The organism is Pararhodobacter zhoushanensis (assembly GCF_003990445.1).
GTDB lineage: Bacteria > Pseudomonadota > Alphaproteobacteria > Rhodobacterales > Rhodobacteraceae > Pararhodobacter > Pararhodobacter zhoushanensis.
In genome coordinates this window covers 25,831-51,430 of record NZ_REEZ01000013.1, presented here as the reverse complement: position 1 = coordinate 51,430, position 25,600 = coordinate 25,831, and the positions used below count along the sequence as shown (strand labels likewise).

Below are 25,600 nucleotides of genomic sequence, written 5' to 3'. Positions count from 1 at the left end.
GGCAGCGTACACAGTTCACGATGGCTCGACAAATCCATGATTTTGGCGCAGAAGGCGGCTCCGCAACGGTAAGGCCATCATGAGCGATCTGACCAACCCCTCGATCATCCGTATCGCCCGCGCCGATGGCGAAGAGGCGCTGGCCTCGCCCATCGATCTGGCCGAGCGCGTGCGCAATCTGCGCAAGGACCGCGGCTGGACGCTGGAGCAGGCGGCGCAGGCTGCCGGGCTGGCGCGCTCGACCCTGTCAAAGATCGAAAACGGGCAGATGTCGCCGACCTATGACGGGCTCAAGAAGCTGGCCGAAGGGCTGGGGATCACCGTCCCGCAGCTGTTCACCCCGCCGCGCCATGCCGCCCCCGGGGGGCGTATGACCATGACCCGCGCCGGCGAGGGCGAAGCGCATGTGACCACCACCTATGAGCACGAACTGCTCTCGGGCGGGCTGACGCGCAAGGCGATGCTGCCGTACCGCGCCACCGTGCATGCCCGCGCGTTCGAGGATTTCAACGGCTGGGTGCGTCATGACGGCGAAGAGTTTCTCTATGTGCTGACCGGTCAGATCCGGCTGTTCACCGAATTCTACGCGCCCATCGACATGAAGCGCGGCGACAGCGCTTATTACGACGCGTCGATGGGGCACAATGTGGTCAGCCTGAGCCCTGAGGATGCAACGATCCTGTGGGTCACATCGCTGGATTGAACGGCGCAGATCAGGCGCTCAGCGCCCGATCCAGCCGCGCACGATATTGGCACCGCCAGAGATGTCTGCACCGACACCCTCAACCGTATTGCAGGCGGTGAGCGTGAGCAGTGCGAGCACCAGTGTTAGTGTCTTGGTCATTCCTGATACCACCATACCTCGGGCATGAAGCCGGTCCAGTCACCGTATATCGGCAAATGTTGCGGAAAGTGCAAGGTTCGTGACGCCGCCAATCGGCTGACCGGCGAAAACCAGAAGGGAATCGCATAGCGACCGGCCATCAGCACGCGGTCCAGCGCGCGCACGGCAGCGGTGAAGTCTTCAGTGGTCTGCGAGGACAACATGGTCTCGATCAGCGCATCTACAGCGGGCAGATCCACCCCTGCCCAATTGCGCGAGCCGGGCTGTGTCACCCCCTGCGAGCCCCAGTACAACACCTGTTCATTGCCCGGCGACAGCGACATCAGTCGCTGGGTGTAGGTCATGTCGAAATTGTATTCGTTGGTACGCTGCACGTATTGGGCGGAATCGATCAGCGACACGCGGGCATTGATTCCCAGATTTCGCAGCGCGCCGATAAAACTGGCCGCCGCGGTCTGGATCTCGGTCTGACCCTGCAACAGCAGGATCTCAAAGTCGAACGCCTGTCCCTGTTCATTGCGAAGCACGCCCTGCGCATCCGCGTGCCAGCCAGCATCGTTGAGAAGCCGGGCTGCCGCCCGCAAGTTGCGCCGGTTCGAGCGCCCGTCACTGACCGGCAGCGAATAGCCGTCGATCGCATCGGGCGGCAGACTGTCGGCATAAGGGGCCAGCAGGGCGGCAACACGGCCCTCGGCCGGGCCGGGCTGCATGCCCAGAAAGGAGTTGCCGAAATACGATGTGATGCGGGGTTCGGCACCGTCGTTGATCGTGGTGTTGATCTGCTCGAAATCGAAGGCAAGTATCAGCGCCTGACGCACGCGCCAGTCGGCAAAGAGCGGGCGACGGGTGTTGAAGTAAAAGCCAGACATTCCCGAGGGGCGCTCATGCGGGATCTCGATCTTTTGCATTCGGCCATCGGCCATGGCGGGAAAATCATAACTGTCGCGCCAGCGCGCCGCGTTCGGCTCGCGCCAGACCGAGATCACCCCGGCCTTGAACCCTTCGAAGGCAACTGAGAGATCGCTGTAATACTCGTAGCGGATCTCTTGCAGATTATACTGGCCCCGAAACAGCGGCAGGTCATCGCCCCACCAGTCTGCAACGCGCTCAAAGGTAATCGAACGCCCCGGATCGACCCGCGAGACGACATAGGGCCCCGTGCCGATCACCGGCTGAAGCGAGCTGTCGGCGAAGCTTCGCCCACCGGCGGTCACATCAAATTGAGCCCGCTGCACGATGGGTCGCAGGCCCAGGATCAGCGGCATTTCGCGGTCGGGTTCGGTGAAGGTCAGGCGCAGGGTTCGGGGACCGGTCGCCTCCATCGTGGCGACCTTGGTCCAGGCGTTGCGATAGCGCGGGTGTCCCTCAAGCCCCATGGTCTCGAAGGACCACATCACATCATCGAGCGTGACGGGGCTGCCATCCGAGAATCGGATGCCGTCGCGCAGGGTGAATTCGACGTAAGACCGGGCCGAATCGGTCTCGACCGTCTCGGCCAGCGCGCCATAAAGCGCGAAGGGTTCGTCATAGCTACGGCCCAGAAGACTCTGAACCGTCAGCAAGTTGACGCCCCAGGGGGCCGAGCCGCGCAAGATGAACGGATTGAGCGAATCGAAGCCGCCGACTTCGGCCAAAACGATTCGTCCGCCCTGTGGCGCATCGGGGTTCACATAGGGCAGAGACGCGAAATCTTGTGGTAGGGCAGGCTCGCCATACATAGCGATACCATGCGTGACCGGCGTCTGCGCCCCGGCGGTAGCCTGTAGGCAGATCACTGTTACAGTAGTGACTATTGAGAAAAACGACCGATACGAGCGCTGAATCAGGGTCATGGCGGAAACAATCCTTTCGGCTGTTGGGCCCGCTTTCTGACTAAACCGCCCGCTAAGCCACTGCAAACTTTAAGCTTGGATAGATCTGAACAAAGGGCTATAAGTGTCTCACTGCTCGATAGGTTTCTTGCCTGTATGAAACCTGCCTCAACGACTGACGCCCGCCTTGCGCGGGCGTTTTTTTTTTCGTTCTGGCCATCGCATCGTCGAAGTCTATGTTCCGGATGCTGCACACTGCCCTGGCCGACACTGGGGCTGATCTTGCGCCAAGCGACGACCGGGTGATCCGCGCCCGCGTTGAGTTGGCGGTTCTCTGACACAGGATACCCCCCGCGTGACTCAAAAGACCCGGCGGATCAATCTGGCCCTACAGGGCGGCGGCGCGCATGGCGCGTTCACCTGGGGCGTTCTGGACCGCCTTCTCGATGAGGAATGGCTGGAGATCGCAGCGATATCCGGCACCTCTGCAGGGGCGCTGAACGGCGCCGCGTTCAAGTCTGGCTATGGTGAGGGCGGCCGCGAAGGCGCCCGAGCCGCCCTGCGCAACCTGTGGGAAGGCGTCACCGGATTCGACAGTGTGCCGGGCAGCGATTGGCTCAAGCCGTTTCTGCCGGGTTTCGACTATGCCGCCAAGCTAACCGAGGCCTTCATGCCAGTCTCGCCGGCCGAGATCGCATCGCAGATGGTCAGCCCTTATGATTGGGGTCCGTTCTGGCGCAATCCGCTGGAGCCGATGGTTATGGCGCTGGACATCGACCACGTCCAAGCCGCTGCCGGGCCACGGCTTTTCGTAGCCGCGACCAACGTGCATGACGGCAAGGTACGGGTGTTTGGCGATGCCGAGGTGACGCGCGAGGCGATTCTGGCGTCGGCCTGCCTGCCAACGGTGGCGCAGGCGGTCGAGATCGACGGTCAGGCCTATTGGGACGGCGGCTATTCGGCCAACCCGGCGCTGCACCCGCTCTATGCGCAGGATTTGCCCGACGACATCGTCATCGTGTCCCTGAACCCGCAGCATCGGCCCGAGGTGCCGGATTCCGCTCAGGAAATCATGAACCGGATCAACGAGATAAGCTTCAACGCCGCGCTTTTGCGTGACCTGCGGGCGATTGCGTTCGTCAAGCGCCTGCTGGCCGATGGGTCGATCAAGAAGGGCGCGATGAAGGATGTGCTGGTGCATATGATCGGGGATGAACCGCTCATGCAGAGCCTGTCGGCGCGCAGCAAGATGGCGCCGACACCGACGCTGCTGGACACGCTGTTCGACGCGGGCCGCGTGGCGGCGGGCACGTTTCTGGACATGCACGGCGACTGTATCGGCGAGCGCGGTTCGGTCGATCTGGTCGAGATGTTCAGTTAACCCGCGACCGGCGGTTTGGGCAGATCCTTGCGCCGCCGGTTGCCGTTTTGCACTGGACGATCGGGGTCGGGGGCGACAAGACCCGCCGAGATGATCAGCTTGGCGGCTTCCTCGATGGTCATGTCCAGGTACTTGACGTCTTTCTCGGGCACGAACAGCAGGAAGCCAGAGGTCGGGTTCGGGGTGGTCGGCAGGAAGACCGAGATCAGTTTCTCATCGCCCAGCTTCTGCGCAATCTCGCCTTTTGTTTCGGTCGAAACAAAGGCCACGGCCCAAAGGCCGGGGCGCGGATATTCGACCAGACAGGCGCGGTTGAACGACGTCGAACTTTGCGAGAAGACCGTCTCGGCGATCTGCTTGAGCGCGTTATAGACCGAGCGCACAACCGGCATGCGCGCCACGATATCCTCGCCCCAACCGATCAGCGATTTACCGATGTACCCCTTGGCCAACCAGCCGACGACCAGCGTGAACACCAGCGCGATGATCAGACCAAGGCCAGGAATATTGGGCAAATTCAGCTGTGTGAGCCGGTCGGGAAGGATGCCGTGCAAAAGATCGGCCGGGATCAGCGGCATGACCTTGGAATCGACGAAATCGACCACCGCGCGGATCATCCAGATCGTCAGTACCGCCGGAGCGACGATCACCAGCCCGGTCAGGAACGAAGCCCGCAGACCGGCAAAGAAACCGCGGCGATGCGGTCGGGGGGTCGGCGACATGGGCGCACTGCCTGCTTGGATTGACTGCTGATTTACTTAGGGTGAGGTCTGAGCGCTTGCAAGGGGCGCTCAGGTGGCTCTGATCTGGGATAATGAATGTCAGACAGAAATCAGGCAGAACTGCCCTTTTAATGTCAGACCAATTCGGCGGCGATTTTCGCCGCCAGTCGCGCGTTGTTCAACACCAGCGCGATATTGGCATCCAGCGAGCGGCCTTCGGTGGCGTCAAAAATTGCGGACAGCAGGAAGGGCGTGACCTCTTTCGCGCTGATGCCTTTGGCCTCGGCCTGCAAGAGCGCGGCCTCGACCACCGGCATCATCACCGCAAGGGGGATTTCGGCGTCGACCGGGATCGGGTTGGTGACCAGTTGGCCGCCCTTGAGCCCCAGCGTCCCGCGCATCTTGTGCGCCGCGGCGATTTCCGCCGCGCTGTCCAGCCGCAAGGGCGCTTTGAGCCCCGAGGCGCGCGACCAGAAGGCGGGAAGGTCGTCCTGACCCACCGCGATCACCGGCACGCCCAGTGTTTCCAGCACTTCCAGCGTCTTTGGCAGATCAAGGATCGCCTTGGCCCCGGCCGCGACCACCGTAACCGGGGTCTGCGCCAGTTCCTGCAGGTCGGCCGAGATGTCAAAGCTCAGCTCGGCCCCGCGATGCACGCCGCCGATGCCTCCGGTGGCGAAGACGCTGATCCCGGCCAGATGGGCGCAGATCATCGTCGCGGCGACGGTCGTGGCGCCAATCCCGCCGGTGGCCACGCAAACCGCAAGGTCGGCGCGCGAGAGTTTCATCACATGCTCGGCCTGACCCAGCCGGTCGAGTTGCGCGTCTTCCAGTCCGATCAGGATCTGGCCGTCCATCACCGCGATGGTCGCGGGTACAGCACCGGCGGCGCGGATTTCCGCTTCGACCGCACGGGCGGTTTCGACGTTCTGCGGGAAGGGCATGCCATGGGTGATGATCGTCGATTCCAGTGCGACAATGGGGCGGCCTTGGGCGCGCGCGTCGGCAACTTCAGCAGAATAGATCAGGGGCAGGGTCACGGTTGGAAATCCTCGAAGGCGACATAAGCGGCGGCTGCGGCCTGGGCGCGGTCAAGCGCCTCGGAGCGCGTGGCACCGCGGGTTTCAGCGAAGAGATGCGCGGCCATGAACGTGTCACCCGCGCCGGTGATGCGGCGGGCCTGCACCGGGCGGGCCGCATGGGTAATGACGGGTGTTGCGCGCGCCGCGTCGGCAGCGGGATGCGCGCCATCGGTGACCAGCGCGCGCGCGGCCCCGGCGGCGACCAGCGCCTCGGCAGCCTCGGCGGCGCTGGCGTGGGTGTGGCCGGTGATCAGCCCGGCCTCTTGCCGGTTGACGTAAAGCGTGGCGCGCGGGTGGCGCATGACGGGGATCAGGCGCTCGGCCTTGCCGGGGCTGGCGGGGGCAATGCGCAGATCGGCTGCGTTGAACAGGGGGGAGGTGGCGATCTCGGCCAGCAGCTCGGCGGTCAGGTTGCCGTCCAGCGCGATGGGACCAGCCCAGGGGGCGGCAGGCGTGGCCAGCCGACCGTCGGCCAGCGGCAGCAGGATCGCGTCACCGGCGGCTTCCAGCGAGTGGGCGTCGGCAATGGCGGCGATCAACCCGGTCGCGTCCTCGATCGCCATGTAGCAATCGGTGGGCAGATCGGGGGTGCGCAAGGCAAACTCGGTCGCAACGCCCAGCGATTGCGCGGCGGCGATCAGCTCATCGCCCTCGCCATCGGTGCCCAATGCGGTCAGCACCGCCGGGCGCAGGCCAAAGCGGGCCAGCGTCATGGCGATGTTCATCGCCACGCCGCCCGGAATGCGGGTGATGCGCCCGGCGACATCGCCGCGTGCGCGCAAGGATGTGTCGGTGCGGCCGATGATGTCCCACAGGACCGAGCCGATGCAGAGGATGTCGGGTGAGGTCATGATTTCCGAAAAGTGACGATCAGGGCGGTATCGGTGGCATGCGCAGGGTCGCGAGCCTGTGCTGCCTGCCCGTAGATCGCAACCTCGGAGCGGTCAAGGTCGGTGATGGTGCCCAGCGCGCGGAACGCGGGGTCAAAGCCGAGAGCGTCCCAGACGGCAGCGTTGATCGACAGGGCAAAAACGGCGCCGGGCAGGGCGGCGGCGATCAGGTTGGGCAGCGCCTCGGGGCCGACATGGCCGTGGGTGAAGGTGCCCGAGCTGACGATCCCGGTGTAACCGCACACGGGCAGGGGTTGGGTCACGTCGGCCTTGATCAGCCTGCGGTACAGGCCCTTGGATCCGGCCTGCGCCAGCATCGCGTCCGAGAGATCCAGCGCGTCGATGGCACGGTCATGCCCCATCGCGCAAAGGGCGGCGGCCAGCAGCCCGGTGCCCGCGCCCACATCCAGCACAGGCCCGGCAGGCGGGCCAGCGCGCAGGAAGGCACCGGCGGTTTCGGCTGGCAGGCGATAGTCCATGCCCGCCGCGAAATCGGCGTCATAGCTCTGCGCCCAGTCGGCATAGAGCCGCTGGCAATCCTCGGCACCGTTGAGGGCGTAGGCGTTGGAAAGATCAGGGGGCTGCATGGCGTGATTGGGCCACGGCAGGGCCCAAGAGTCCACCCCTTAGCGCCAGTGGCCGGGGCCGCGCTTATGGGGGAAGGGCAGGTTGGTGGAGACACGGGCGTCGTAATCGGCTTGCGTCAGAAAGCGCAGGCCCTTGGTGGGGGTCTCATGGGCCACGTAAGTCAGTTGCGCAGGGCCGGTGTCCCACCACGCATAGGGCGTGTCAGTTTGGTGCAGAGTCTGGGCGATCCGCGTTTGCAGGCGCGTGAACAGGGCCAGTCCGGGACGTGCGGCAAGAAAATTGTTGGCCAGCGTGCCGTGGCCCTCTTCGATGACCAGCACAGCGGCGGCACGCTCAAGCCATGGCGCGACCGGCGCGCGCGGGTATTCGTCGAGATCGGTGAAGACCCCACCCACCTGCGCAATCAGCGCCACACGGAACAGATCGGCGCGGGTGGCGGGCTGGGTCAGCCGGTCGAACAGGGTGGCAAGATCGGTGTGGTCAGCAAGCCAGGCCCGGGCGGTTGTGGCGTCGTAAACGGTCTGCGCAAACTGCATGCGCCACGCGCGCAGACTGCGCTCAAGGGCCGGGCTGCGCGGTCCCTCCCAGTAATGCGCGATGGTCTGCGGGATCGGTGGGCCGGTATCCGGCGCAAACACAGGCGTTGCCTGCGCAAAAGCGCGGGCGGCCTGAGCGGGGCCGGGCTGCCCGGCCACGGCGTCGGCAACGATAAGGTCGCGCAGATCAAATGCGGGCGCTTGCCCAAGCTGCGCCGTTTTCAGGGCACGAAACCTGTCGAGATGGGCCTGCGCGGCCGCCGCATCACCCGACAGAAACGCGACACGGGCAGCCGTCAGACGCAGGCCCATGCGGGTGGGGCTAGTGGCCATCGCCGGGGCGAGCGCTGCCTGAGCCCGTGGGAAATCGCGGGCCGCGCTGCCGATTTCGGCGGCCCAATAGGCGTGATCGGCAGCGAGGGGCGCGGCTATTGGCACCGGGCCAAGCGCGGTACGGGCGGCGTCGAGCTGGCCCAGACGCATCAGCGCCTCGGCCCGACGCAGGCGCAAGCGGAACGCATCGTCCGGCAGCGCCGCAGGTGCGCGGTCCAGCGCGGTCAAAGCCTGTTCGGGCAAGCCCAACCGCAAGAACGCGCTGGCGGCGGCGCGAGGGTCGGGATGCGTGGCAAGGTCATGGGCGAAGCTTTCCCAGTCCTCGGTCAGCTCACGGGCCATCAGGTGCAGGGTTTGCAGCATTGTATTGCGTGGAAAGAGGCGCAGTGCAGCCTCGACCCCTGAGCGCAATGGCGCGTAATCGGGCAGCGGACTGGCGGCGATCTCGTCGGCAAGGCAGCGCAGGTGCTGGACATGCCGCCGGGCAGGCCACCGCCACGGAGCGTCTGGATCGGGCAAGCCGTCGAGCAGGGTGCGCGCCTGCGCGGTCGCCTCGGATTCCAGCGCCAGCCGGATGCGTTGCGCGGTCAGCTCGGGGTGATCGGGGCAGCGCAGGGCAAAGCTGCCAAGCGCGGCGCGGGCAGCGTCGAAATCGCGCTCTTGCGTCAGGGTTTCGACCAGCCACGCCCACAAGGGCGGATGCGCGGGCAGGGCTGCGTCTTCGAGCGTGGCGCGGCGGACAAGCGCCGCTGACCCCTCACGCCGCCAAGTTTGCAACAAGGACAGCTGCGTACCGCGCGGGCCGGGTATCGGGGCGACCGTGGGATCGGCGGGCAGATCCGACAGGATGAGCAGCTCTGTGCGGCGAGTGCAGTCATCGGCATAGCTGCCCGATGCCGGATCCAGTTCGCGCAGCGCGTCGAGCGCCGCTTCGGGCTGCGCTTGTGTCCACAGTGTCCAGGCCAGGGTGCCAAACCGGCGCTTCTGAGCGTGAACAGCGGCAGACAGCGGGCTGGTGTCGCCTTCAACTTGGGCGATCAGCAGACCCAGATCAATCGACCATGGCCAACGGGCCTGCGCTGCGCGCAGATCGACGGGCAGACCGAAGCCTGCCAACATGCGCAGCTCGGTCAGGGCCGGGCCGTAATCCAGCCCTGCAAGCCGCGCGCCAAACGCCTGTCCGGGCGCGGCAGGATCGTCAAGCGGCCCGGTCCAGAGCTGACGCGCAAGCGAGGCCATCCTCAGCCGTTCAACAGTTGCTCGCCCTCGGCGAAGCGCATGTTCAACTCGCTCTCACAGGCCTGCCGGACGCGACAGGTCAGGCCCTGCAGAAACATCAGCACGGAACGGTCCATCGGAAACTTCTCGGACTCCCAGACACGCCCGCCGTCAACCAGACGCTCGACCCTGCGCTGCGAACCCTCGTTCATCTCATTGGTATCCAGATCCAGCGCGGCGAAGATACGCGCCACGCTGGCGGCCCGGTCGTTATGGAAATCCTCATAATTCAGCACCATCATGTCGGGATAGTGCTTTTGCCACGCCCGGAGGTTATGCAAGAAAGCGCCGTGCAGGGTTATCCGTGAATTGCGCACCAACGTGAGGAATTCTTCATCCCGGTGCAGGGGTTCGGCATGATCTTTGCCATAGCGCCAAAGCATGTGCATGCGCAGCGCCGAGACGGCCCGCGCCATCGGATCGCGCAGGATGTAGATGACCTTGGCCGTCGGGTTGAGCGCCTTGCACTCGGCGATGTGCTCGGCGGACAGGAAGGCGTATTCCGGCGTGAAATCCATCGACAGCTTCGCCGGGTTCGGCGGCGTCATCAGCGTGCGATACCAGTCAACGCCGCGCTTGTGGTTCCAGTCCCAGAAATGCGCCTCTTTGTCGGTCGAGGTCAGCGGTCCGCTGCTGGGAAAGGAATGCGTTTTGGGGTGCGAGTTGAGCACCGAATGCAGCCAGCTGGTCGAGCCTTTCTGACAGCCGATGCACAGAATATCGGTGATGTTCTCACGGCTCATCGTGCGGCCTCCAGATAAGCATTGGCCTCGGTGAAGGCGAAACCGGTTTCGGCCTCGGTTTCCTCGCGTGCGGTCCAGAGCGTTCCGTAAAGGAAGTTAACGCAGTCGGCGTCGAGCGTATAGCGTGGGGTTGCCCAGACGTGGCGTTGCGCGCGTTCGGTCAGCGCGGCGCGGGTTTCGTCGTCCAGCCCGTCCCAGTCCAACCCGCAGTGGTCATAGACCTGACGCAGACCGGCAAGCGGGTCGGCGCTGAGCGCTTCGAAGTTCAGCACCAGCATGTCAGGGTAAAACCGGCGCCACCGGGCGAGATTGGCGGCATAAGCGCCATGATCCCAGATCCGGGCCTTGCGGCAGCGTTCGAGAAAGGTCTTGTCATAGGTCAGGCTGGCGGCGTCCGCTGCCGCGTGTTTGGTTGCCCAGACCGTATGCATGCGCAGCGCCGAGATTGCCCGCGCGAGGGGATCGCGCAGAATGTAGATCACCTTTCCCTCGGGGTTCAGGTGCTTACATTCGGTCAGCTGCGCCTCGTTGAGAAAGGCGTATTCAGGCGTGAAATCCAGACTGAGCAGCGCATCGTTCAGAGGCCGGGTCAGCACACGGTACCAGTCCTGACCGCGCTTGTGGTTCCAGTCCCAGTAATGCGCTTCCTTGCTGGTCGAGGTGAGCGGGTCAAAGGCGGGAAAAGCCCAGGTTCCGGGATGGGCCGAAACGGCTTGGTGCAGCCACGAGGTCATCGCGCGTTGTGCCCCGATGCAAAGAATATCGACGGCATTGGTGCGGGTCATTCTGTATCCTTGTCTTCAGCGAGATCGGCGGGTAGCCGCCAGCGCTCGGCATACGCCGCGCGATGTCTGGCCAGCGCCTCGGCATTTTTCGCGGCGCGGGCTGCTTCGATCGCCTTGCGGCGGCGAAACGGGTTGTCGCCCGAAGCGACAGCGGTTTCATAGCATTGCAGCGCCAGAGCGGCATCTTTGCCGCGCAGACAAAGATCGCCCAGCATGCGCAGGGCATAGCCCGTGCCGCCATTCTTGGGCTCACGAAACGCAGGATCTGCAAGCTGTGCGTTCAGCAAGGGCAGCAGCGCACGGGCCACACGGCTGCCACGGCTTAGCTGATTGAAATCGAGGATCGGCAGGATCACGGCCGGCAAACGGGTCGCGTCACCGGGCAGGGTGCCCGGGTCGCGGCGCAAACCGGCTTCGAACCGGGCGGCAGCCATATCGGCAACCTGCCAGGCGCGCAGAAAGTCGAGATACAGGAACAACCGGATCGGATTGCCCAGATCCGAGGCTTTGGGCCAGCTGGTCACGTCGGCCAGCACAAAAGGCGTCAACAGCGGATCCGTGGCCAACGCCTCGGCTGTTGCCCGCAACGCGTTCTGATCGCGTTTGGCATCGGGCATATGGTCGACGAGCGTGCCGTCATCGCCCAGCGTGGCAACGCAGCGGAACCGCGCGCGGCGATGGGCGTCGTCGTCACTGCGCGCGAACAGGTCTATGCCTGTCTCGCCGCGAAGGGCGAAGTCGGGCAAGGCGTCGTCAAACATGGGCATACCGATGCTTCACAGCAGACTGACCACCAGATCGTGCACTATCAGCCGAAAATCACTGGCTTGGCGTGGCAGCGCAACCGAGAATTTGCACCGCGCGTCGCGCTCGAACGACTCGACGGGGAAGTCGCGCACCACACGGACTGACCCACCGGGCGGGCACGAGTGGACATACCCGACTTCGAGCGCCTGCGACACGCGCCCGCGACGGTCGCGCTGGGTGACTGACAGCGCGGTTTCGAACAAATAGCCGGTCGGATGGCTGACGATCAGCTCGCAGCGCAGCCCGTGGCCGGGTTTGACCAGCCCGTCCAGCGAGACCTCCAGCGCCGCCCAGTCATGCGTGCAGGGGATCTGAACGACCATGCGGTTTTGTGCCCGCGAGGCATGCATCATCAACCCCGGTTGCGCATCGGCCATCGACAGCGAAAGACGCGACAGGAACGGTGTATCCACGCCCAGACCGAAGCCCGCATCCTGCGCGCCCAGTTCAGTCCAAAGCGACCAGACCTGCGCCTCGGGCGGGGTCTCGGCCTCGGGCACCGCTGAAACGCCACCGACCCGCGCATCGAGCGCTTCAAGGCGGGCCTTCAGCGTCGCGGTCTCGCCGTTGATCTTGTGCCACAGCCCGCTGGTCTCGTCGTTCAGCTCTTTGATGATCGTGGCCGCCGTGGCCCGCAACAAGGCACCGGCGCGTTCGCTGTTCGACGCCCCGTCGCCAGCGTCATCAGGCAGGGAGTTGAGCGGGATCTTGGCAAGATCCGAGAACAGCCGCCAATCATACGATGGGTTGTCCAGCGTGTTGAGCACGATGCTTTGCTGCGTGTCGCCCTTGCGCCGGGTGCGCCGGTGGTGAAAGGCCAGCTTCTGATCGAGGATCGCAACCCGCCAGCGTTGCAGAAAGAGCGTCATGAAGGCGCGATCTTCCATCACGTTGAACGCCGAAGGGAACCCGCCCGCCGCCAGCACAGCCTCGCGGTTGAGCATCCACTGCACCGGGTACAGGTCATGCCGATAGGTGGCATAGGCGATGGGGTTCAGAAAGAAATCCGTGCGCCGGAACGCGTGCGACAGATCATCCTCGCCCAGCGTGATCAGGGTTTCCGTTCCGTCGAGCGTTACCAGATCCTCGCGCACCGCCGTGACCAGCGCCGCCACGCCGCCCAGATCAGGGGCCAGCGGTAGGGTGCGGTCATGCAGGTCGAGCAAGGCCTCCAGAAAGCCCGGTGCCCAGGTGTCGTCGTCGTCCAGGCAGCAGACAAACTCGGTGTCCAGCGTTTGCGCCCCAAGGTTGAAGGCATCGGACCGCCCGATCGACACCGGCAAGTGCAACGCCTGCATCGCGTCGCTGGCGAACAGGGGCGCCAGGCCGTCCGCCGCAATCGCGGCCTCGAGCGCAATCTGATCGCCGCCGTCGTTGACCAGCATGACGCGCCAGCCGGGATAGGTCTGATCCATCACACTGCGCAGGGCGCGCGTGACAAACCCGGGTCGATCCTTGGTGCGGATCACAACACCAACGCGAAGAGAACGTGAGGACATACTGTGTTGAAACCGTTTGACTGTACGGGGAGAGGCTGCGGTGCGCGATCACCCTAGTCCAAGGCTGATGAGCGTTCCATCCCGAAATAGACATGACATGCCGACGGTTGCCGCACGGATCGATTCGCCTTACGCTGCTGAGATTAGGGTCGCGCAATTGGGGTGCGGCTGTGTTGGTTTTGGGTGCCTTCGGGCGCTTGGTTCAGGGAGATTTCAGTGACGTCTGCACATACATCGTATTCCTTTTTCAGCCGGAGCACGCTGGCGGTTGCCGCTCTGTGTGCGCTGATGTCCCAGCCCGCACTGGCACAGGTTCTGTCGCCGCCGATGGGGCCCTCGACCATGGGGGACGTCGATTTTGCCCAGATCATGGCGACGGCGACCCCGATGGAACAGATCTTCGATGGCAGTGGCCCCATGGCCACGGCCCGGGCCGTGCCGCCAGCCACCGACATGGGGGCGGGGCTGCCGCGTATCCGTCCCGGCACCGCCGGTCGCGCCGTGCGGGCCACGATTGACGAAAGCCTGTACCGCGAACTCAGCGAAGGCGCGCCTTCGACGAACAGCACCGCGCCCGACGCTCAGGATTACGGCTCGGGCAATCTTGGCACGATCTATCACTACTCAGACGCGTTGCAGCATCCGTCGCCGTATTTCGCCCCGCAGCGTTCGGTGGGAAAGCTGTATTTCATGAACGGCGGCTTCTGGTTCTCGTGCACGGCAACGCTGATCGACCGGGCGATCCTGCTGACCGCGGGCCATTGTGTCTACAACCCCGACCGGGGTGGTGAGGAGGGCTGGAACACCCAAGGCGTCTTCTACCCGGGCTATTCGGGTGAAATGGGGGCCAGCCAGCGGTACGGATCCTGCGAGGTTCTGCGCTGGGGCACCACGACCCAGTGGCGCAACGCCGCCAGCGAGTCGGCGGGGCTGAACGGCGGTTACGACGTTGGCATGGCGCTGTGCGGGCGCCTGACAGACGCACGGTGGTCCTATGTCAATAATTCGCTGCCCGGCTTTCGGCTTGGCTATCTGCCATTTTGCTACCTCAACTGCCGTCTGGACTATAATTTCCTGACGCAGCTGGGGTATCCCGGCAACTATTATAGCGGTGAGGAAATGACCGTTGGCCAGCACCTCGAGGTCACCGGACAGACCATTCCGCTGTGGAACCGGATCGGCCTGGATTACGTGCATGGGTCGGGCATGGAAGGTGGATCGAGCGGTGGACCCCACATCCTGAACATGGGCGATATCAGCGACTCGGCACAGCAGGCATCGCAAATGCCGTCGCGCAACGTGGTCATGGCTGTGACCTCGTGGGGCTATAGCGGCGGGAATATCAAGATCCAGGGTGCCTCGCCGCTGAGCGGCGTGAACAATGCCAATAACTTCCTGGAGCTCTTCAACCAGTTCTGCCGCCTGTCGCGGCGGACCCATGGCTCTTACACCTGCACGCAACTGCCGACGTAAACCTGTCTTGCGCCACGGTTTGATGCGCTTTTCCGCGCGCGTTTGGGCCTCTGGCGCTTGACTTACTGCCCCTTAAGGCGGTAATGCCCACCCCGTGCCCCGTATCGGTCCAAAGGCCGAACCGGGGCACGGTTCGTTTTCATACTCCCGAACGGGGGCGCAGTTCGAGGCGGCGCGTGCCAGCAACACCCGCAAGGGCGGCCACAGAACGCGGAAGCATAAGGAAAGACAGGACATGTTCGCAGTCCTCAAGACCGGCGGTAAACAGTATCGCGTCCAAGCGGGCGACGTGCTGCGCGTCGAACGTCTCGCGGCGGATGCCGGTGAGAAAATCCAGTTCAATGACATTCTGATGCTGGGCGGCGACTCGCCGGTCATCGGTGCGCCGCTCGTCGCGGGCGCTGCCGTGCAGGCCGAAGTCATCGACCAGATCAAGGGTGACAAGGTCATCCACTTCGTCAAGCGTCGCCGCAAGCACAGCTCGCAGCGTACCAAAGGCCACCGTCAGAAGCTGACGCTGGTCCGCGTGACGGACATCCTGGCCTCGGGCGCTGATGCGTCGGGCGTCAAGGCGGCTATCGGTTCGGGCTCGGTTTCGGGCGCGTCGATGGCAGCGGCGGCTCCGGCTGTTGCAGGCGAAGTCGCGGGCACCCGCCCGGCGAACCTGCTGACCGAAGCCCGTGGCGGCAAAGCCGATGATCTGAAAAAGATCTCGGGCGTTGGCCCCAAGCTGGAAGGCCTGCTGCACCAGAACGGCGTGTTCCACTTCGACCAGATCTCGGCTTGGTCGGAAGCGGAAATCGCGTACATGGATGACCAGCTGTCGTTCAAGGGCCGTATCGCCCGTGACAACTGGCTCGAACAGGCCGCCACGCTGGCCGCTGACAAGGAGTAACACCCATGGCACACAAAAAAGCAGGCGGTTCATCCCGCAACGGTCGCGACTCTGCGGGTCGCCGCCTTGGTGTTAAGATCTACGGCGGTCAAGTCTGCATCGCCGGCAACATCATCGTGCGCCAGCGCGGCACCAAGCACTTTGCTGGTACCGGCGTCGGCATGGGCCGCGATCACACCCTGTTCGCCACGACCGACGGTCGCGTCACCTTCACCAAAGGGTTCCGGGGGCGCAGCTTTGTGTCGATCGTACCAGTGGTGAGTGAGGCTGCCGAGTAACGCAAAGGCTTTACATTTGCACGTTACACGGGGGCCGACAGAACGCTGTCGGCCCCCATTCTTTTGTCTGTCATGCGTTTTTGTGGCAGAAGACCAGGACGATCCTCATGACGATCCGCTTCACCAAGACCCCCGCTGTCAGCCGGACTCAACCCAGCATCGAAGCAGATCATCTGATCCTGCGTCCGCTGGGCCGTCAGGATGCTGCTTTGTTGCACATCTATACCAGCGACCGACGGGTGGCCGAGGGGACGCGCTCGATTCCGCATCCGCTGACGGCGGCGGCAACGCAGGCGTATATCGACGCAGCGCTGGCCGAGGACCGGGAAGAGGATGTCTGGGCGATCGACGGCAGACCGCAGGGTGCGCCGTCATTTCTGGGCGTGGTGTCGCTCAAGTCGCTGGATCGCAACCAGAGCCAGATCGGCTATTGGGTCGCGCCGGATTTCTGGCATGCCGGGATCGCCTCGGCGGCGGTCAAGGCGCTGCTGGACACCAATCCGCACCGTAACAAAACGGTCTTCGCCGAGGTGTTTCAGGACAATCCTGTTTCGGCCCGCGTGCTGACCAATGCCGGGTTTGACTATATCGGCGATGCCGAGGCGCACTCGCTGGCGCGCCACGCCACCGTGCCAACCTGGACCTATCTGCGCAAACTGGCCTGACCGGCCCCTGTCGCACCCTTCCTCCGGCCCGCGCCTCATGCGCGGGCCTTGATCCTCTGCGTGCGAACGGCTATCGCCTGACAGTGCGCCACCCCGGGACACTGCCATGAAATTCCTCGATCTCGCCAAAGTCACCATTCGCTCGGGTTCGGGCGGCGGCGGTTGCGTCAGCTTCCGGCGCGAGAAATTCATCGAATACGGCGGGCCCGATGGCGGCGATGGCGGCACCGGCGGCGATGTCTGGGTCGAATGCGTGCCTGCGCTGAACACACTGATCGACTTTCGCTATCAGCAGCATTTCTTTGCCGAAAACGGCCGCCCGGGCATGGGCAAGCAGCGCACCGGCAAGGATGGCGATGACATCGTGCTCAAGGTGCCTGCCGGGACCGAGATTCTGGAAGAGGACGGCGAGACCGTCGTCGCCGACCTGACCACCATCGGCCAGCGGATCATGCTGGCCAAGGGCGGCAATGGCGGCTGGGGCAACCTGCGCTTCAAATCCTCGACCAACCAGTCGCCGCGCAAGGGCAATCCGGGGCAGGACGGTGTCGAGCGTATCCTGTGGCTGCGCCTGAAACTGATCGCCGACGCCGGTCTGGCCGGTCTGCCCAATGCCGGAAAGTCCACCTTCCTTGCCGCGACCTCGAACGCGCGGCCCAAGATCGCCGATTATCCCTTTACCACACTGCACCCCAATCTGGGCGTCGTCGGCATCGACCAGCGCGAATTCGTGCTGGCCGACATCCCCGGCCTGATCGAAGGCGCAAGCGAGGGCAGGGGACTGGGCGACCAGTTTCTGGGCCATATCGAGCGGTGCGCGGTGCTGCTGCAACTTGTCGATGGCACGGCGGAAGACGTGGCCGAGGATTTCCGCATCATCGACCACGAGCTTGAGAATTACAGCGAGATCGTCCACCAGAAGGCCCGCATCGTCGGGTTGAACAAGTCCGACGCGCTGACCGACGAAGAGATCGCCGAGAAACGCGCGGCGCTGGAAGTGGCCAGCGGCGGGCGGGTCTATGTGCTGTCGGCGGCAACCGGTAAGGGCACGACCGAAGTGCTGCGCGCACTGTGGACCGAGATCACCGCGCAACGGGCGGAGGCCGCGCGCGAAGACGAGGATGACGCGCCGTGGCAACCCTGACCGACACGCGGCTCTCGCTGACACAGGCACGGCGGCTGGTCATCAAGATCGGCTCGGCGCTTCTGGTCGATGCGGGTTCGGGACAGTTGAAATCGGACTGGCTGGCGGCTTTGGCGCTGGACGTGGCCGCTGCCAAGGCGCGCGGGGCCGATGTCGTGCTGGTCTCGTCGGGCTCGATTGCACTGGGGCGACGAGTTCTGGGGTTGCCCACCGGGGAATTGCCGCTGGAGCAGTCGCAAGCGGCGGCAGCGGTTGGCCAGATCCGTCTGGCGCGCGCCTATGAGGAGGTCTTGCAGCCCCACGGCATCACCACCGCGCAGGTGCTGGTGACGCTGGAGGATACCGAAGACCGCCGCCGTTACCTGAACACCCGCGCGACGATGGAAACGCTGCTGTCCTTGGGCGTGGTGCCCATCGTCAACGAGAATGACACTGTCGCGACGGATGAGATCCGCTACGGCGACAACGACCGTCTGGCCGCGCAGATCGCCATCACGATTGGCGCGGATCAGCTGGCGCTGCTGTCGGATGTTGATGGCCTCTACACCGGCAACCCGCACACCGATCCGACCGCGCGCCGGCTGGAATTCGTCGACGACATCACCCCCGAGATCGAGGCAATGGCGGGCGATCCCGTGTCCGGCCTGTCCAAAGGCGGGATGAAAACCAAGGTCATGGCCGCGCGCACCGCGACGCATGGCGGCTGCGCTATGGTGATCGCGGCGGGCAGCCCGTTGCGGCCGCTCAGTGCCATTGAGAACGGCGCGAATTGCACGTGGTTCGCCGCGCTGGGTGATCCGCAAGCCGCCCGTAAACGCTGGATCGCCGCGATGAAACCGCGCGGCGTGCTGATGATCGACGCAGGTGCCGCTCAGGCGCTGGGACAGGGGAAATCCCTGCTGCCCGCGGGAGTCACGGAGGTGGTTGGCCAATTTGGCCGCGGTGAACCAGTGGCGATTCAGGGGCCTGCGGGTGCTCTGGGGCTGGGTCTGGTCCGTTATACGGCGGATGAGGCCCGCAAGATCAAAGGCAAGCGGTCGGATGCGATTGCGCAGGTGTTGGGCTATTCGGGCCGGGCTGCGCTGATCCATCGCGATGATATGGTGTTGTGAGAGGAAAGCCGGGGGGCTGCTCGCCCCCCGGACCCCCTCGCCGAGGGGGGAGCACGCTCCCCCCTCTGGACACCCCCCGTGGATATTTGGGGACAGATGAGGGTGAAACGGATGAGCGATATCGCGGCGATGATGGAAGAGATCGGCAGACAGGCGCGCGACGCCTCGGCCGAATTGGGCTTTGCCAGTGCCGAGGCCAAGAAGACGGCCTTGCTGGCGGCGGCTGACGCTGTAGCCGATAGCGTCCCGGCGATTCTGGCGGCGAATGCCAAGGACATGGCGTTCGGTCGCGACAAAGGCCTGAGCGCAGCGATGCTGGATCGGCTGGAACTCGACGAGGCGCGGATCGCGTCGATCGTGGCGGGATTGCAGGCGGTGGCTGCGCAGGACGATCCGATCGGGGCGGTGCTGGCGGAATGGGACATGCCCTCGGGCCTGCATATCCGCCGGCTGCGCACGCCTTTGGGTGTCATCGGCGTGATCTATGAGAGCCGCCCGAATGTCACCGCCGATGCCGCTGCGCTGTGCCTGAAGTCGGGCAATGCCGTGATCCTGCGCGGCGGGTCTGAGAGCTATCATTCCTCGATGGCGCTGCTGGGGTGCATGGTCGAAGGGCTCAAGACCGCCGGGCTGCCCGAGGCCGCGATCCAGATGGTGCCGACCCGCGACCGCGAGGCCGTGGCCGAGATGCTGCGCATGGTCAAGTACATCGACGTGATCGTGCCGCGCGGGGGCAAGGGGCTGGTCGGGCTGGTGCAGGCCGAAGCGCGCGTGCCGGTCTTCGCGCATCTTGAGGGCATCTGCCACGTCTATGCTGATGGCGACGCCGATCTGGCCAAGGCGCGCCGGGTGGTTCTGAACGCCAAGACCCGACGCACGGGGATCTGCGGCTCGGCCGAGACGCTGCTGATTGACCGCAGCTTCTACGCCCGCCATGGCGCGGTGCTGATCGAGGATCTGCTCAAGGCCGGGGTCGAGGTGCGTACTGAGGGTGAGCTGTTGACCGTCAAAGGCACGGTGAAAGCCACGCCCGAGGATTTCGGCCGCGAGTTTCTAGACATGATCATCGCCGCCAAACTGGTCGATGGCGTGGACGGGGCGATTGCGCATATCCGCAAATATGGCAGCCAGCACACGGAATCGATCCTGACCGAAAACCAGGCCACGGCAGACCGCTTCTTCGCCCGGCTGGACAGCGCGATCCTGATGCAGAATGCCTCGACCCAGTTCGCCGATGGCGGTGAGTTCGGCATGGGGGCCGAGATCGGCATCGCCACCGGCAAGATGCACGCGCGGGGGCCGGTCGGGGCCGAGCAGCTGACCAGCTTCAAGTATCTGGTCACCGGCGACGGTACGATCCGGCCCTGACTACAGCCGAAGCGTCACCTGGGTCTCGTCCCGTTCGATCTGGACGGGACCCAGCGACGCCAGCAGACCGAAGTGCACCGATTTTGCCGAAAGCTCGGGCGGGATCTCTCCCTGGCTGAGCGGATCCCATAAATCGGCATCGAGGGTCAGGCGCGGGGAGGTGGCGATAACGCCGCCCGGCTCGACCGCGATCTCACCACCGTAGGGCAGGGCGCTGTCAGCACACAGGGCAGCCAAGGTCAGGCGCTTGGCCAGCGGGCGCGGCACCGGTGCTGTGCAGGCGCTGCGCAGCGTGACGCGGCCCTGTATCGCTATGCCGTCCAGCGCCTGTGCCAGTTCGGCAGCGCGAACCTCTTGCCCGTCTTGCGCAACACCGAAGGCGAGGCGAAACAAGTGCACCCGCGCCTGCGCCGCCTTGGCGGCCTGTTCGATCAGATCCAGCTCGGGCGAGTCGAGTTGCATCATCCGCATCAGCTCGACCCCGTTGCCGATCGCGCCGAGAGGGCTTACGAGATCATGGCAAAGCCGCGAGCTGACCAAGGCTGCAAGATCGCGCACCTCGGGCATCACTGTGCCCCCGGAAGAAAGGTAGGACCCGATGTCTCAGTTGCTTGAACCCGGTATGTTCGTCCGCCATCCCACCCAGCCGGACTGGGGACTGGGGCAGGTACAGTCCGTCGTTGGCCCGCGCGTGACGGTAAATTTTGAAGAAGCGGGCAAGGTGGTGGTGGATACACGGGTAATCGACCTTGAATGGATGCCGGGCCAGTGATCCCGCACCGGGCAGGCCAACCCTGCCAAAAGGGTAAGGCGCAGCTTGCGGCTGTGTCAATTGCCCGCCTCTTTGCTAAAGCGAGACTGCGATGAACGACGCACGCACCCCCTCTGCGGCGCACAAAGATCAAGGCTATGAAGTGCGGCTGGCCCGTGATGAGGCCGATCTGCTGGGCGCTCAACGTCTGCGCTATGACGTGTTCGTCGAAGAGCTGGGCGCGGTTTGCGAGGGCGCTGATCACGTGCGGCGTCTGGAACGCGATGCGCTGGATCCCTATTTCGACCATCTGCTGCTGGTGGACCGCGCGGTCGATCCGGCGACGCTGGCGCATGTGGTGGGTGTCTACCGGCTGATGCCGCAAGAGCGGGCGCAAGAGCTGGGGCGCTTCTATTCGGATGCCGAATATGATCTGGCCCCGCTGCGCGGCTCGGGGCGCAAACTGGTCGAACTGGGCCGCAGCTGCGTCCACCCGGCGCATCGGCGCGGGCCGGTCATGCTGCTGCTTTGGAACGGCGTGGCGGAATATGTGCTGGAACGGGGGATCGAAATCCTGTTCGGCGTGGCCTCGTTCCACGGGACAGACCCCGCCGTGCATGCCGAGGCGCTGAGCTATCTGCACACCCACCATCTGGCACCGGATGCCTTGCGCGTCGCTGTGCGTCCCGGCCCGCAGGCGCAGCGGATGGATCTGCTGAAGCCGGACACACTGGACCGCGCGCGCGCGACGGCGGCAATTCCACCGCTGATCCGCGCCTATCTGCGGCTGGGTGGTTTCGTCGGCGAGGGTGCCTATATCGACACCGACTTCAACACCACCGACGTCTGTCTGATCATGGACACGTCCCGCATGTCCGAGAGAGCCGTTGACTTCTACGCCCGCAAAACGCCCCGCCGCTGAGCTGACCTGGGTCTCGCCCGAAGGCGAGCCGCCTGCGGTTCGCATCGGCCCTCTGGGCTGGCTGATGCTGGCGTGGCGGGTGCCGCTGCTGGTGGTGGTGGTGTTCGGCGGGCTGGCCGTGCATCTGCTTTTGCGGCTCTTCGAGCGGCCACTCTTTGGCCTGCGCCGCCCGGTGACGCCTTACGTCACGCAAGGGGTGTGCAAGGCGGCGCTGCTGGTGCTGGGGATCGGGCTGCAGGTGTCGGGCGAGCGGATGCAGGGGCGCGGCGCAGTGGTCGCCAACCATGCGGGATGGCTGGATATTTTCACGCTCAACGCCCCACAGCGGATCTATTTTGTCGCCAAGGAAGAGGTCGCGCGCTGGCCCGCCATCGGCTGGCTGGCGCGGGCAACAGGGACGGTGTTCATCCGCCGCGATGCACGGGACGCCCGCTTGCAGAAAATGGTGTTCGAGGCGCGGCTGCGAGCCGGGCACCATCTGTGTTTCTTCCCCGAGGGGACAAGTTCCGATGGTGCGCGGGTTTTGCCTTTCAAACCAACGCTCTTTGCCGCGTTCTTCTCGGATGAGCTGGTTGATATTCTGTCGGTTCAGCCCGTTTCGCTGGTCTATATCGGCCCCAGCAACCGCGATCCGCGATTTTATGGCTGGTGGGGCGATCTGTCGTTTTTCGGGCATCTGCTGCGCGTCGCCGCGCAGCCTCGCCAGGGGCGGGTCGAGGTTGTGTTCCATCCGCCGGTCAAGGTTTCGGACTTCCCCGGTCGCAAGGAACTGGCAAGGCATTGCGAGGCAGCGGTCAAATCGGCGCTGGTCCAGCGTTTGCCGGACGGGGTGATGCGCGATTAAACGTTTTCGGCCCGCGGGTTACGGCGCCCAGTGAACCGTGGCGTTGTGCAGCAGGGCAGCGATCGGGGCTTCCATCGGTGACAGCTTCTGCGCCTGTTCCAGCGCGGTGCGCTTCTCAGCCCCGGTAATCAGCACATGCAGCGCAAAGGCGTCTTTCAACACCCGCGCGCTGAGCGTGACACGCGGCTCGGGCGCGCCCGGTGCGGTGATCGGCAGGACCGAGGGCGCGTGCGCAGCCAGCGCCGCCTCAAGGTTGTTCGCCCCCGGAAACAGCGAGGCCGTGTGCATGTCCGCGCCCATGCCCACCAGCGCCACATCGACCGGCAGCAGGGCATCGAGCGTGTCGGCGATCTCGGCCGCGCCTTCTTCGGGGGTGGGTACATCGCGCCAGAGCGAAATCAGCCGTGCCGCCGAGGCCTTGCCGCGCATCAGCCGTGCGCGGATCTGGCCGGCGTTCGAGCGGGGGTGATCCTCGGGGAGCCAGCGCTCGTCGCCGGGCACGATGTCGACCCGGTCCCAGTCAAGATCAACGGCGGCCAGCATGTCGAACACCGGTCCCGGCGTGTTGCCGCCGGGCACTGCAAACAGGGCGCGGTCGCGTCGTGCCAAAGCCTCGCGCAGGTCGCGCGATAATTGTCGGGCCAGCGACAACATCATCATGTCGCTGTCGGAATATTCAATAAAGTCCATCAACGGATCTCGCGCCAGCTTCTACCATCCAGATGGATCAACTTAAGCGCCTCATCCGGTCCCGACGACCCCGGATCGTAAGGTTTTGGCGTATCAGCCGATTTTTGCCACGCGCCGATGATCGGATCGGTCCAGGCCCAGGCCGCTTCAACCTCGTCACCGCGCATGAACAGCGTCTGGTTGCCGCGAATGACATCCATGATCAGGCGCTCGTAAGCGTCGGGGATGTGCATGTCTTCGCCCAGAGCGTCGGCAAAGGACATGTCCAGCGCCACGTCCTTCAGACGCATGCCGCCGGGGCCGGGTTCCTTGATCATCACCTTCAGCGTCATGCCTTCATCGGGTTGCAGGCGGATGACCAGAATATTGGCCTTCCACGGCGCATCCTCGCCAAAGATCGAATGCGGCGGGTCGCGGAAGGTGACGGCGATCTCGGACGTGCGGGCGCGCAGGCGTTTGCCCGTGCGCAGATAAAAGGGCGTGCCCTTCCAGCGCCAGTTGGAAATCCCGACCTTGAGCGCGATGTAGCTTTCAGTATTGGAATCCGGGGTCTCGACCTCATCCGCATAAGATGCCGTATCCGCGCCGCCGCCATACTGACCGCGCACGACCTGACGCGGCTCAACCGGGTCCAAAGCATGGATAACCTTGAGCTTTTCGTCGCGCACGGCATCCGGCTCGAAGCTATAGGGCGGCTCCATCGCGATCAGGCAAAGAAGCTGCATCATATGGTTCTGCACCATATCGCGCATCGCGCCCGATTTGTCGTAATAGGCCCCACGACCGCCGACGCCGACGGTTTCGGCCACCGTGATCTGCACGTGGTCAACGAAGCGGGCGTTCCACAGCGGTTCGAACAGGATGTTGGCGAAGCGCACCGCCATCAGGTTCTGCACGGTCTCTTTGCCGAGATAGTGGTCGATGCGGTAGATCTGCGTTTCGTTGAAATGCGCCGCCAGTGTCTGGTTCAGCGCGCGCGCGGTTTCCAGATCGTTGCCGAAGGGCTTTTCGACCACGATCCGGGTTTCCGGCGTCACCAGACCAAAGCGGCCAAGGCCGGTGGCCAGCGGGCCAAACAGCGACGGGCCAACCGAGAAATAGAAGGCACGCACCACGTCATCGCGCAAACGGCCTGACAGATCGTTCCAGCCGTCATCCCCCAGCGCGTCGATGGTGATGTAATCGAGCCGCTCGAAGAATTCGGCGCGCAAGGCGGCATCGGGGGCCGACGCGCCGAGGAACTCGTCAAAGGCTTCCGACACCATGGTGTGGAATTCTTCGCGCGTCAGCTCGGTACGGGCTGCACCAATGATGCGGCCTTCGGGGGGCATTTGCCCCTCGGCATAGCGACGGCAGAGGGCAGGCAGAATCTTGCGCCGGGCGAGATCGCCGGTGGCACCGAAAATGACCAGATCGAAAGGCTCGACGGGTATGACGCGGGCGACCATGTCGGCTCCTGCGGATGTTAGCGTTAACTACGGGTGCAGATAGAGGTCTCTGGCGGCAAAGTCCAGCCTCTTGCCCGCGAGTCAAGCGCAGCGGGTCTCAGGCGTCAAGCTCGGTGTCCCAATAGAGATAATCCGCCCAGCTTTCATGCAGGTGATTGGGCGGAAAGCGGCGGCCGCGTTCGATCAGCTCTGACGCCATGGGGCGCCGCGGCGTGCGCTGCAGCTTGAGGCCCGAATTGCGCAGCGTCTTGGAGCCTTTGCTCAGGTTGCACGGCGCGCAGGCGGCGACGACGTTTTCCCAGCTGGTGATGCCACCATGAGCACGGGGGACGACGTGATCAAAGGTCAGATCGTGGCGCGAGCCGCAATACTGACAGACGAATTCATCGCGCAAGAAAAGATTAAAGCGCGTGAAGGCCACGCGCTTTCGGGGTTTGACGTAATCTTTCAGCACCACGACCGAGGGTATTCGCATCTCCATGCGCTGCGAATGCACGGTCTGCTCATACTCGGCGGCGATGGTCACGCGGTCCATCCAGACCGCCTTTACCGCCTCTTGCCACGGCCACAGCGACAGGGGGTAGTAGGAAAGGGGTCTATAGTCCGCATTCAGCACCAAAGCCGGGAACTGCTTGAGTGCCGCTGGCTCATGCACAAACGCTTGTCTGAAATCGCCGTCCATCTTTACGTCTCTCCCGTCCGGGACCCGTC

The 25,600-nt window shown here is 64.5% G+C and carries 27 protein-coding genes; 12 read left to right on the top strand and 15 right to left on the bottom strand.

The annotated features are described in order from the left end of the window. The first annotated feature begins 79 nt into the window (after positions 1-79). Complete coding sequence (locus EAE28_RS20390; protein ID WP_127109717.1) at positions 80-703, top strand: helix-turn-helix domain-containing protein; 624 nt, start codon at positions 80-82, stop codon at positions 701-703. Positions 704-721: 18 nt separating this feature from the next. Here the strand turns inward: EAE28_RS20390 and EAE28_RS24260 are convergent, their stop codons facing one another. Together EAE28_RS24260 and EAE28_RS20380 are read right to left on the bottom strand one after the other, a co-directional pair. Then, positions 722-844 carry an entericidin gene (locus EAE28_RS24260; protein WP_127109715.1) on the bottom strand — a complete coding sequence of 41 codons (123 nt, stop codon included), beginning with the start codon at positions 842-844 and terminating at the stop codon, positions 722-724. Beyond that, positions 841-2,676 carry an extracellular solute-binding protein gene (locus EAE28_RS20380; protein ID WP_246022511.1) on the bottom strand — a complete coding sequence of 612 codons (1,836 nt, stop codon included), beginning with the start codon at positions 2,674-2,676 and terminating at the stop codon, positions 841-843. Before EAE28_RS20380 ends, EAE28_RS24260 begins: the two co-directional genes overlap by 4 nt. Before the next feature lie 334 nt (positions 2,677-3,010). On the opposite strand from EAE28_RS20380, the gene EAE28_RS20375 reads away from it, so the two are divergent. Continuing rightward, the gene (locus EAE28_RS20375) at positions 3,011-4,036 is read left to right on the top strand and encodes a patatin-like phospholipase family protein (RefSeq protein WP_127109713.1); all 1,026 of its coding nucleotides are present in this window, start codon (positions 3,011-3,013) and stop codon (positions 4,034-4,036) included. Here the strand turns inward: EAE28_RS20375 and EAE28_RS20370 are convergent. The 9 genes from EAE28_RS20370 to EAE28_RS20330 form a co-directional block, all read right to left on the bottom strand. Beyond that, entirely contained in the window at positions 4,033-4,758 is a 726-nt protein-coding gene (locus tag EAE28_RS20370) for a DUF502 domain-containing protein (protein ID WP_127109711.1), read from the bottom strand. The genes EAE28_RS20375 and EAE28_RS20370 overlap by 4 nt on opposite strands. Positions 4,759-4,892: 134 nt before the next feature. Next, on the bottom strand, positions 4,893-5,798 hold the full coding sequence (locus EAE28_RS20365; protein WP_127109709.1) for a pseudouridine-5'-phosphate glycosidase: 906 nt from the start codon (positions 5,796-5,798) through the stop codon (positions 4,893-4,895). After that, on the bottom strand, positions 5,795-6,691 hold the full coding sequence (locus EAE28_RS20360) for a PfkB family carbohydrate kinase (RefSeq protein WP_127109707.1): 897 nt from the start codon (positions 6,689-6,691) through the stop codon (positions 5,795-5,797). Before EAE28_RS20360 ends, EAE28_RS20365 begins: the two co-directional genes overlap by 4 nt. Continuing rightward, positions 6,688-7,353: a class I SAM-dependent DNA methyltransferase gene (locus EAE28_RS20355; RefSeq protein WP_246022510.1), complete on the bottom strand. Its 666-nt coding sequence runs from the start codon at positions 7,351-7,353 to the stop codon at positions 6,688-6,690. Before EAE28_RS20355 ends, EAE28_RS20360 begins: the two co-directional genes overlap by 4 nt. A gap of 3 nt (positions 7,354-7,356) precedes the next feature. Then, on the bottom strand, positions 7,357-9,426 hold the full coding sequence (locus tag EAE28_RS20350; protein ID WP_127109705.1) for a glycosyltransferase: 2,070 nt from the start codon (positions 9,424-9,426) through the stop codon (positions 7,357-7,359). Positions 9,427-9,428: 2 nt separating this feature from the next. Continuing rightward, positions 9,429-10,208 (bottom strand): sulfotransferase family protein, encoded by a 780-nt coding sequence (locus EAE28_RS20345; protein ID WP_127109703.1) that lies wholly within the window; start codon positions 10,206-10,208, stop codon positions 9,429-9,431. After that, positions 10,205-10,993: a sulfotransferase family protein gene (locus tag EAE28_RS20340; protein ID WP_127109701.1), complete on the bottom strand. Its 789-nt coding sequence runs from the start codon at positions 10,991-10,993 to the stop codon at positions 10,205-10,207. Before EAE28_RS20340 ends, EAE28_RS20345 begins: the two co-directional genes overlap by 4 nt. Next, positions 10,990-11,760, bottom strand: coding sequence for a hypothetical protein (locus EAE28_RS20335; RefSeq protein ID WP_127109699.1), 771 nt, complete (start codon positions 11,758-11,760; stop codon positions 10,990-10,992). Before EAE28_RS20335 ends, EAE28_RS20340 begins: the two co-directional genes overlap by 4 nt. A gap of 9 nt (positions 11,761-11,769) precedes the next feature. After that, positions 11,770-13,299, bottom strand: coding sequence for a glycosyltransferase family 2 protein (locus tag EAE28_RS20330; RefSeq protein ID WP_127109697.1), 1,530 nt, complete (start codon positions 13,297-13,299; stop codon positions 11,770-11,772). Positions 13,300-13,515: 216 nt separating this feature from the next. Between EAE28_RS20330 and EAE28_RS20325 the strand changes: the two genes are divergently transcribed. From EAE28_RS20325 to EAE28_RS20295, 7 genes are all read left to right on the top strand, one after another. Next, positions 13,516-14,772, top strand: a complete 1,257-nt coding sequence (locus tag EAE28_RS20325; RefSeq protein WP_127109695.1) for a trypsin-like serine peptidase — start codon at positions 13,516-13,518, stop codon at positions 14,770-14,772. 235 nt (positions 14,773-15,007) lie between these two features. After that, on the top strand, positions 15,008-15,667 hold the full coding sequence (locus tag EAE28_RS20320; protein ID WP_127109693.1) for a 50S ribosomal protein L21: 660 nt from the start codon (positions 15,008-15,010) through the stop codon (positions 15,665-15,667). Positions 15,668-15,672: 5 nt separating this feature from the next. Beyond that, on the top strand, positions 15,673-15,945 hold the full coding sequence (gene rpmA / locus EAE28_RS20315; protein WP_127109691.1) for a 50S ribosomal protein L27: 273 nt from the start codon (positions 15,673-15,675) through the stop codon (positions 15,943-15,945). 107 nt (positions 15,946-16,052) lie between these two features. Next, positions 16,053-16,610: a GNAT family N-acetyltransferase gene (locus EAE28_RS20310; RefSeq protein WP_127109689.1), complete on the top strand. Its 558-nt coding sequence runs from the start codon at positions 16,053-16,055 to the stop codon at positions 16,608-16,610. A 106-nt stretch (positions 16,611-16,716) separates the two neighbouring features. Continuing rightward, positions 16,717-17,754 (top strand): GTPase ObgE, encoded by a 1,038-nt coding sequence (gene obgE, locus EAE28_RS20305; protein ID WP_127109687.1) that lies wholly within the window; start codon positions 16,717-16,719, stop codon positions 17,752-17,754. Then, on the top strand, positions 17,742-18,866 hold the full coding sequence (gene proB, locus EAE28_RS20300; protein ID WP_127109685.1) for a glutamate 5-kinase: 1,125 nt from the start codon (positions 17,742-17,744) through the stop codon (positions 18,864-18,866). The genes obgE and proB overlap by 13 nt, the downstream gene beginning before the upstream one ends. Positions 18,867-18,977: 111 nt before the next feature. Then, on the top strand, positions 18,978-20,234 hold the full coding sequence (locus tag EAE28_RS20295; RefSeq protein WP_425466783.1) for a glutamate-5-semialdehyde dehydrogenase: 1,257 nt from the start codon (positions 18,978-18,980) through the stop codon (positions 20,232-20,234). On the opposite strand, the gene EAE28_RS20290 is transcribed toward EAE28_RS20295, so the two are convergent. Beyond that, complete coding sequence (locus EAE28_RS20290; RefSeq protein WP_127109683.1) at positions 20,235-20,801, bottom strand: histidine phosphotransferase family protein; 567 nt, start codon at positions 20,799-20,801, stop codon at positions 20,235-20,237. A gap of 31 nt (positions 20,802-20,832) precedes the next feature. Here EAE28_RS20290 and EAE28_RS20285 point away from each other — a divergent pair, with 31 nt between their 5' ends. The 3 genes from EAE28_RS20285 (at position 20,833) to olsA (ending at position 22,751) form a co-directional block, all read left to right on the top strand. Continuing rightward, positions 20,833-21,006, top strand: a complete 174-nt coding sequence (locus EAE28_RS20285; RefSeq protein ID WP_127109681.1) for a DUF3553 domain-containing protein — start codon at positions 20,833-20,835, stop codon at positions 21,004-21,006. 91 nt (positions 21,007-21,097) lie between these two features. After that, positions 21,098-21,907 (top strand): L-ornithine N(alpha)-acyltransferase, encoded by an 810-nt coding sequence (gene olsB, locus EAE28_RS20280; RefSeq protein WP_127109679.1) that lies wholly within the window; start codon positions 21,098-21,100, stop codon positions 21,905-21,907. Next, the gene (olsA, locus tag EAE28_RS20275; protein ID WP_484237549.1) at positions 21,873-22,751 is read left to right on the top strand and encodes a lyso-ornithine lipid O-acyltransferase; all 879 of its coding nucleotides are present in this window, start codon (positions 21,873-21,875) and stop codon (positions 22,749-22,751) included. Before olsB ends, olsA begins: the two co-directional genes overlap by 35 nt. 18 nt (positions 22,752-22,769) lie before the next feature. Here olsA and pgl read toward each other — a convergent pair whose 3' ends face one another. The 3 genes from pgl to EAE28_RS20260 all read right to left on the bottom strand — a co-directional run bounded on the left by pgl (position 22,770) and on the right by EAE28_RS20260 (position 25,571). Next, complete coding sequence (gene pgl, locus EAE28_RS20270) at positions 22,770-23,441, bottom strand: 6-phosphogluconolactonase (protein ID WP_127109677.1); 672 nt, start codon at positions 23,439-23,441, stop codon at positions 22,770-22,772. Next, positions 23,441-24,889 carry a glucose-6-phosphate dehydrogenase gene (gene zwf, locus EAE28_RS20265; RefSeq protein ID WP_127109675.1) on the bottom strand — a complete coding sequence of 483 codons (1,449 nt, stop codon included), beginning with the start codon at positions 24,887-24,889 and terminating at the stop codon, positions 23,441-23,443. The genes pgl and zwf overlap by 1 nt, the downstream gene beginning before the upstream one ends. 97 nt (positions 24,890-24,986) lie before the next feature. After that, complete coding sequence (locus tag EAE28_RS20260) at positions 24,987-25,571, bottom strand: HNH endonuclease (protein WP_127109673.1); 585 nt, start codon at positions 25,569-25,571, stop codon at positions 24,987-24,989. Between the last annotated feature and the right edge of the window lie 29 nt (positions 25,572-25,600).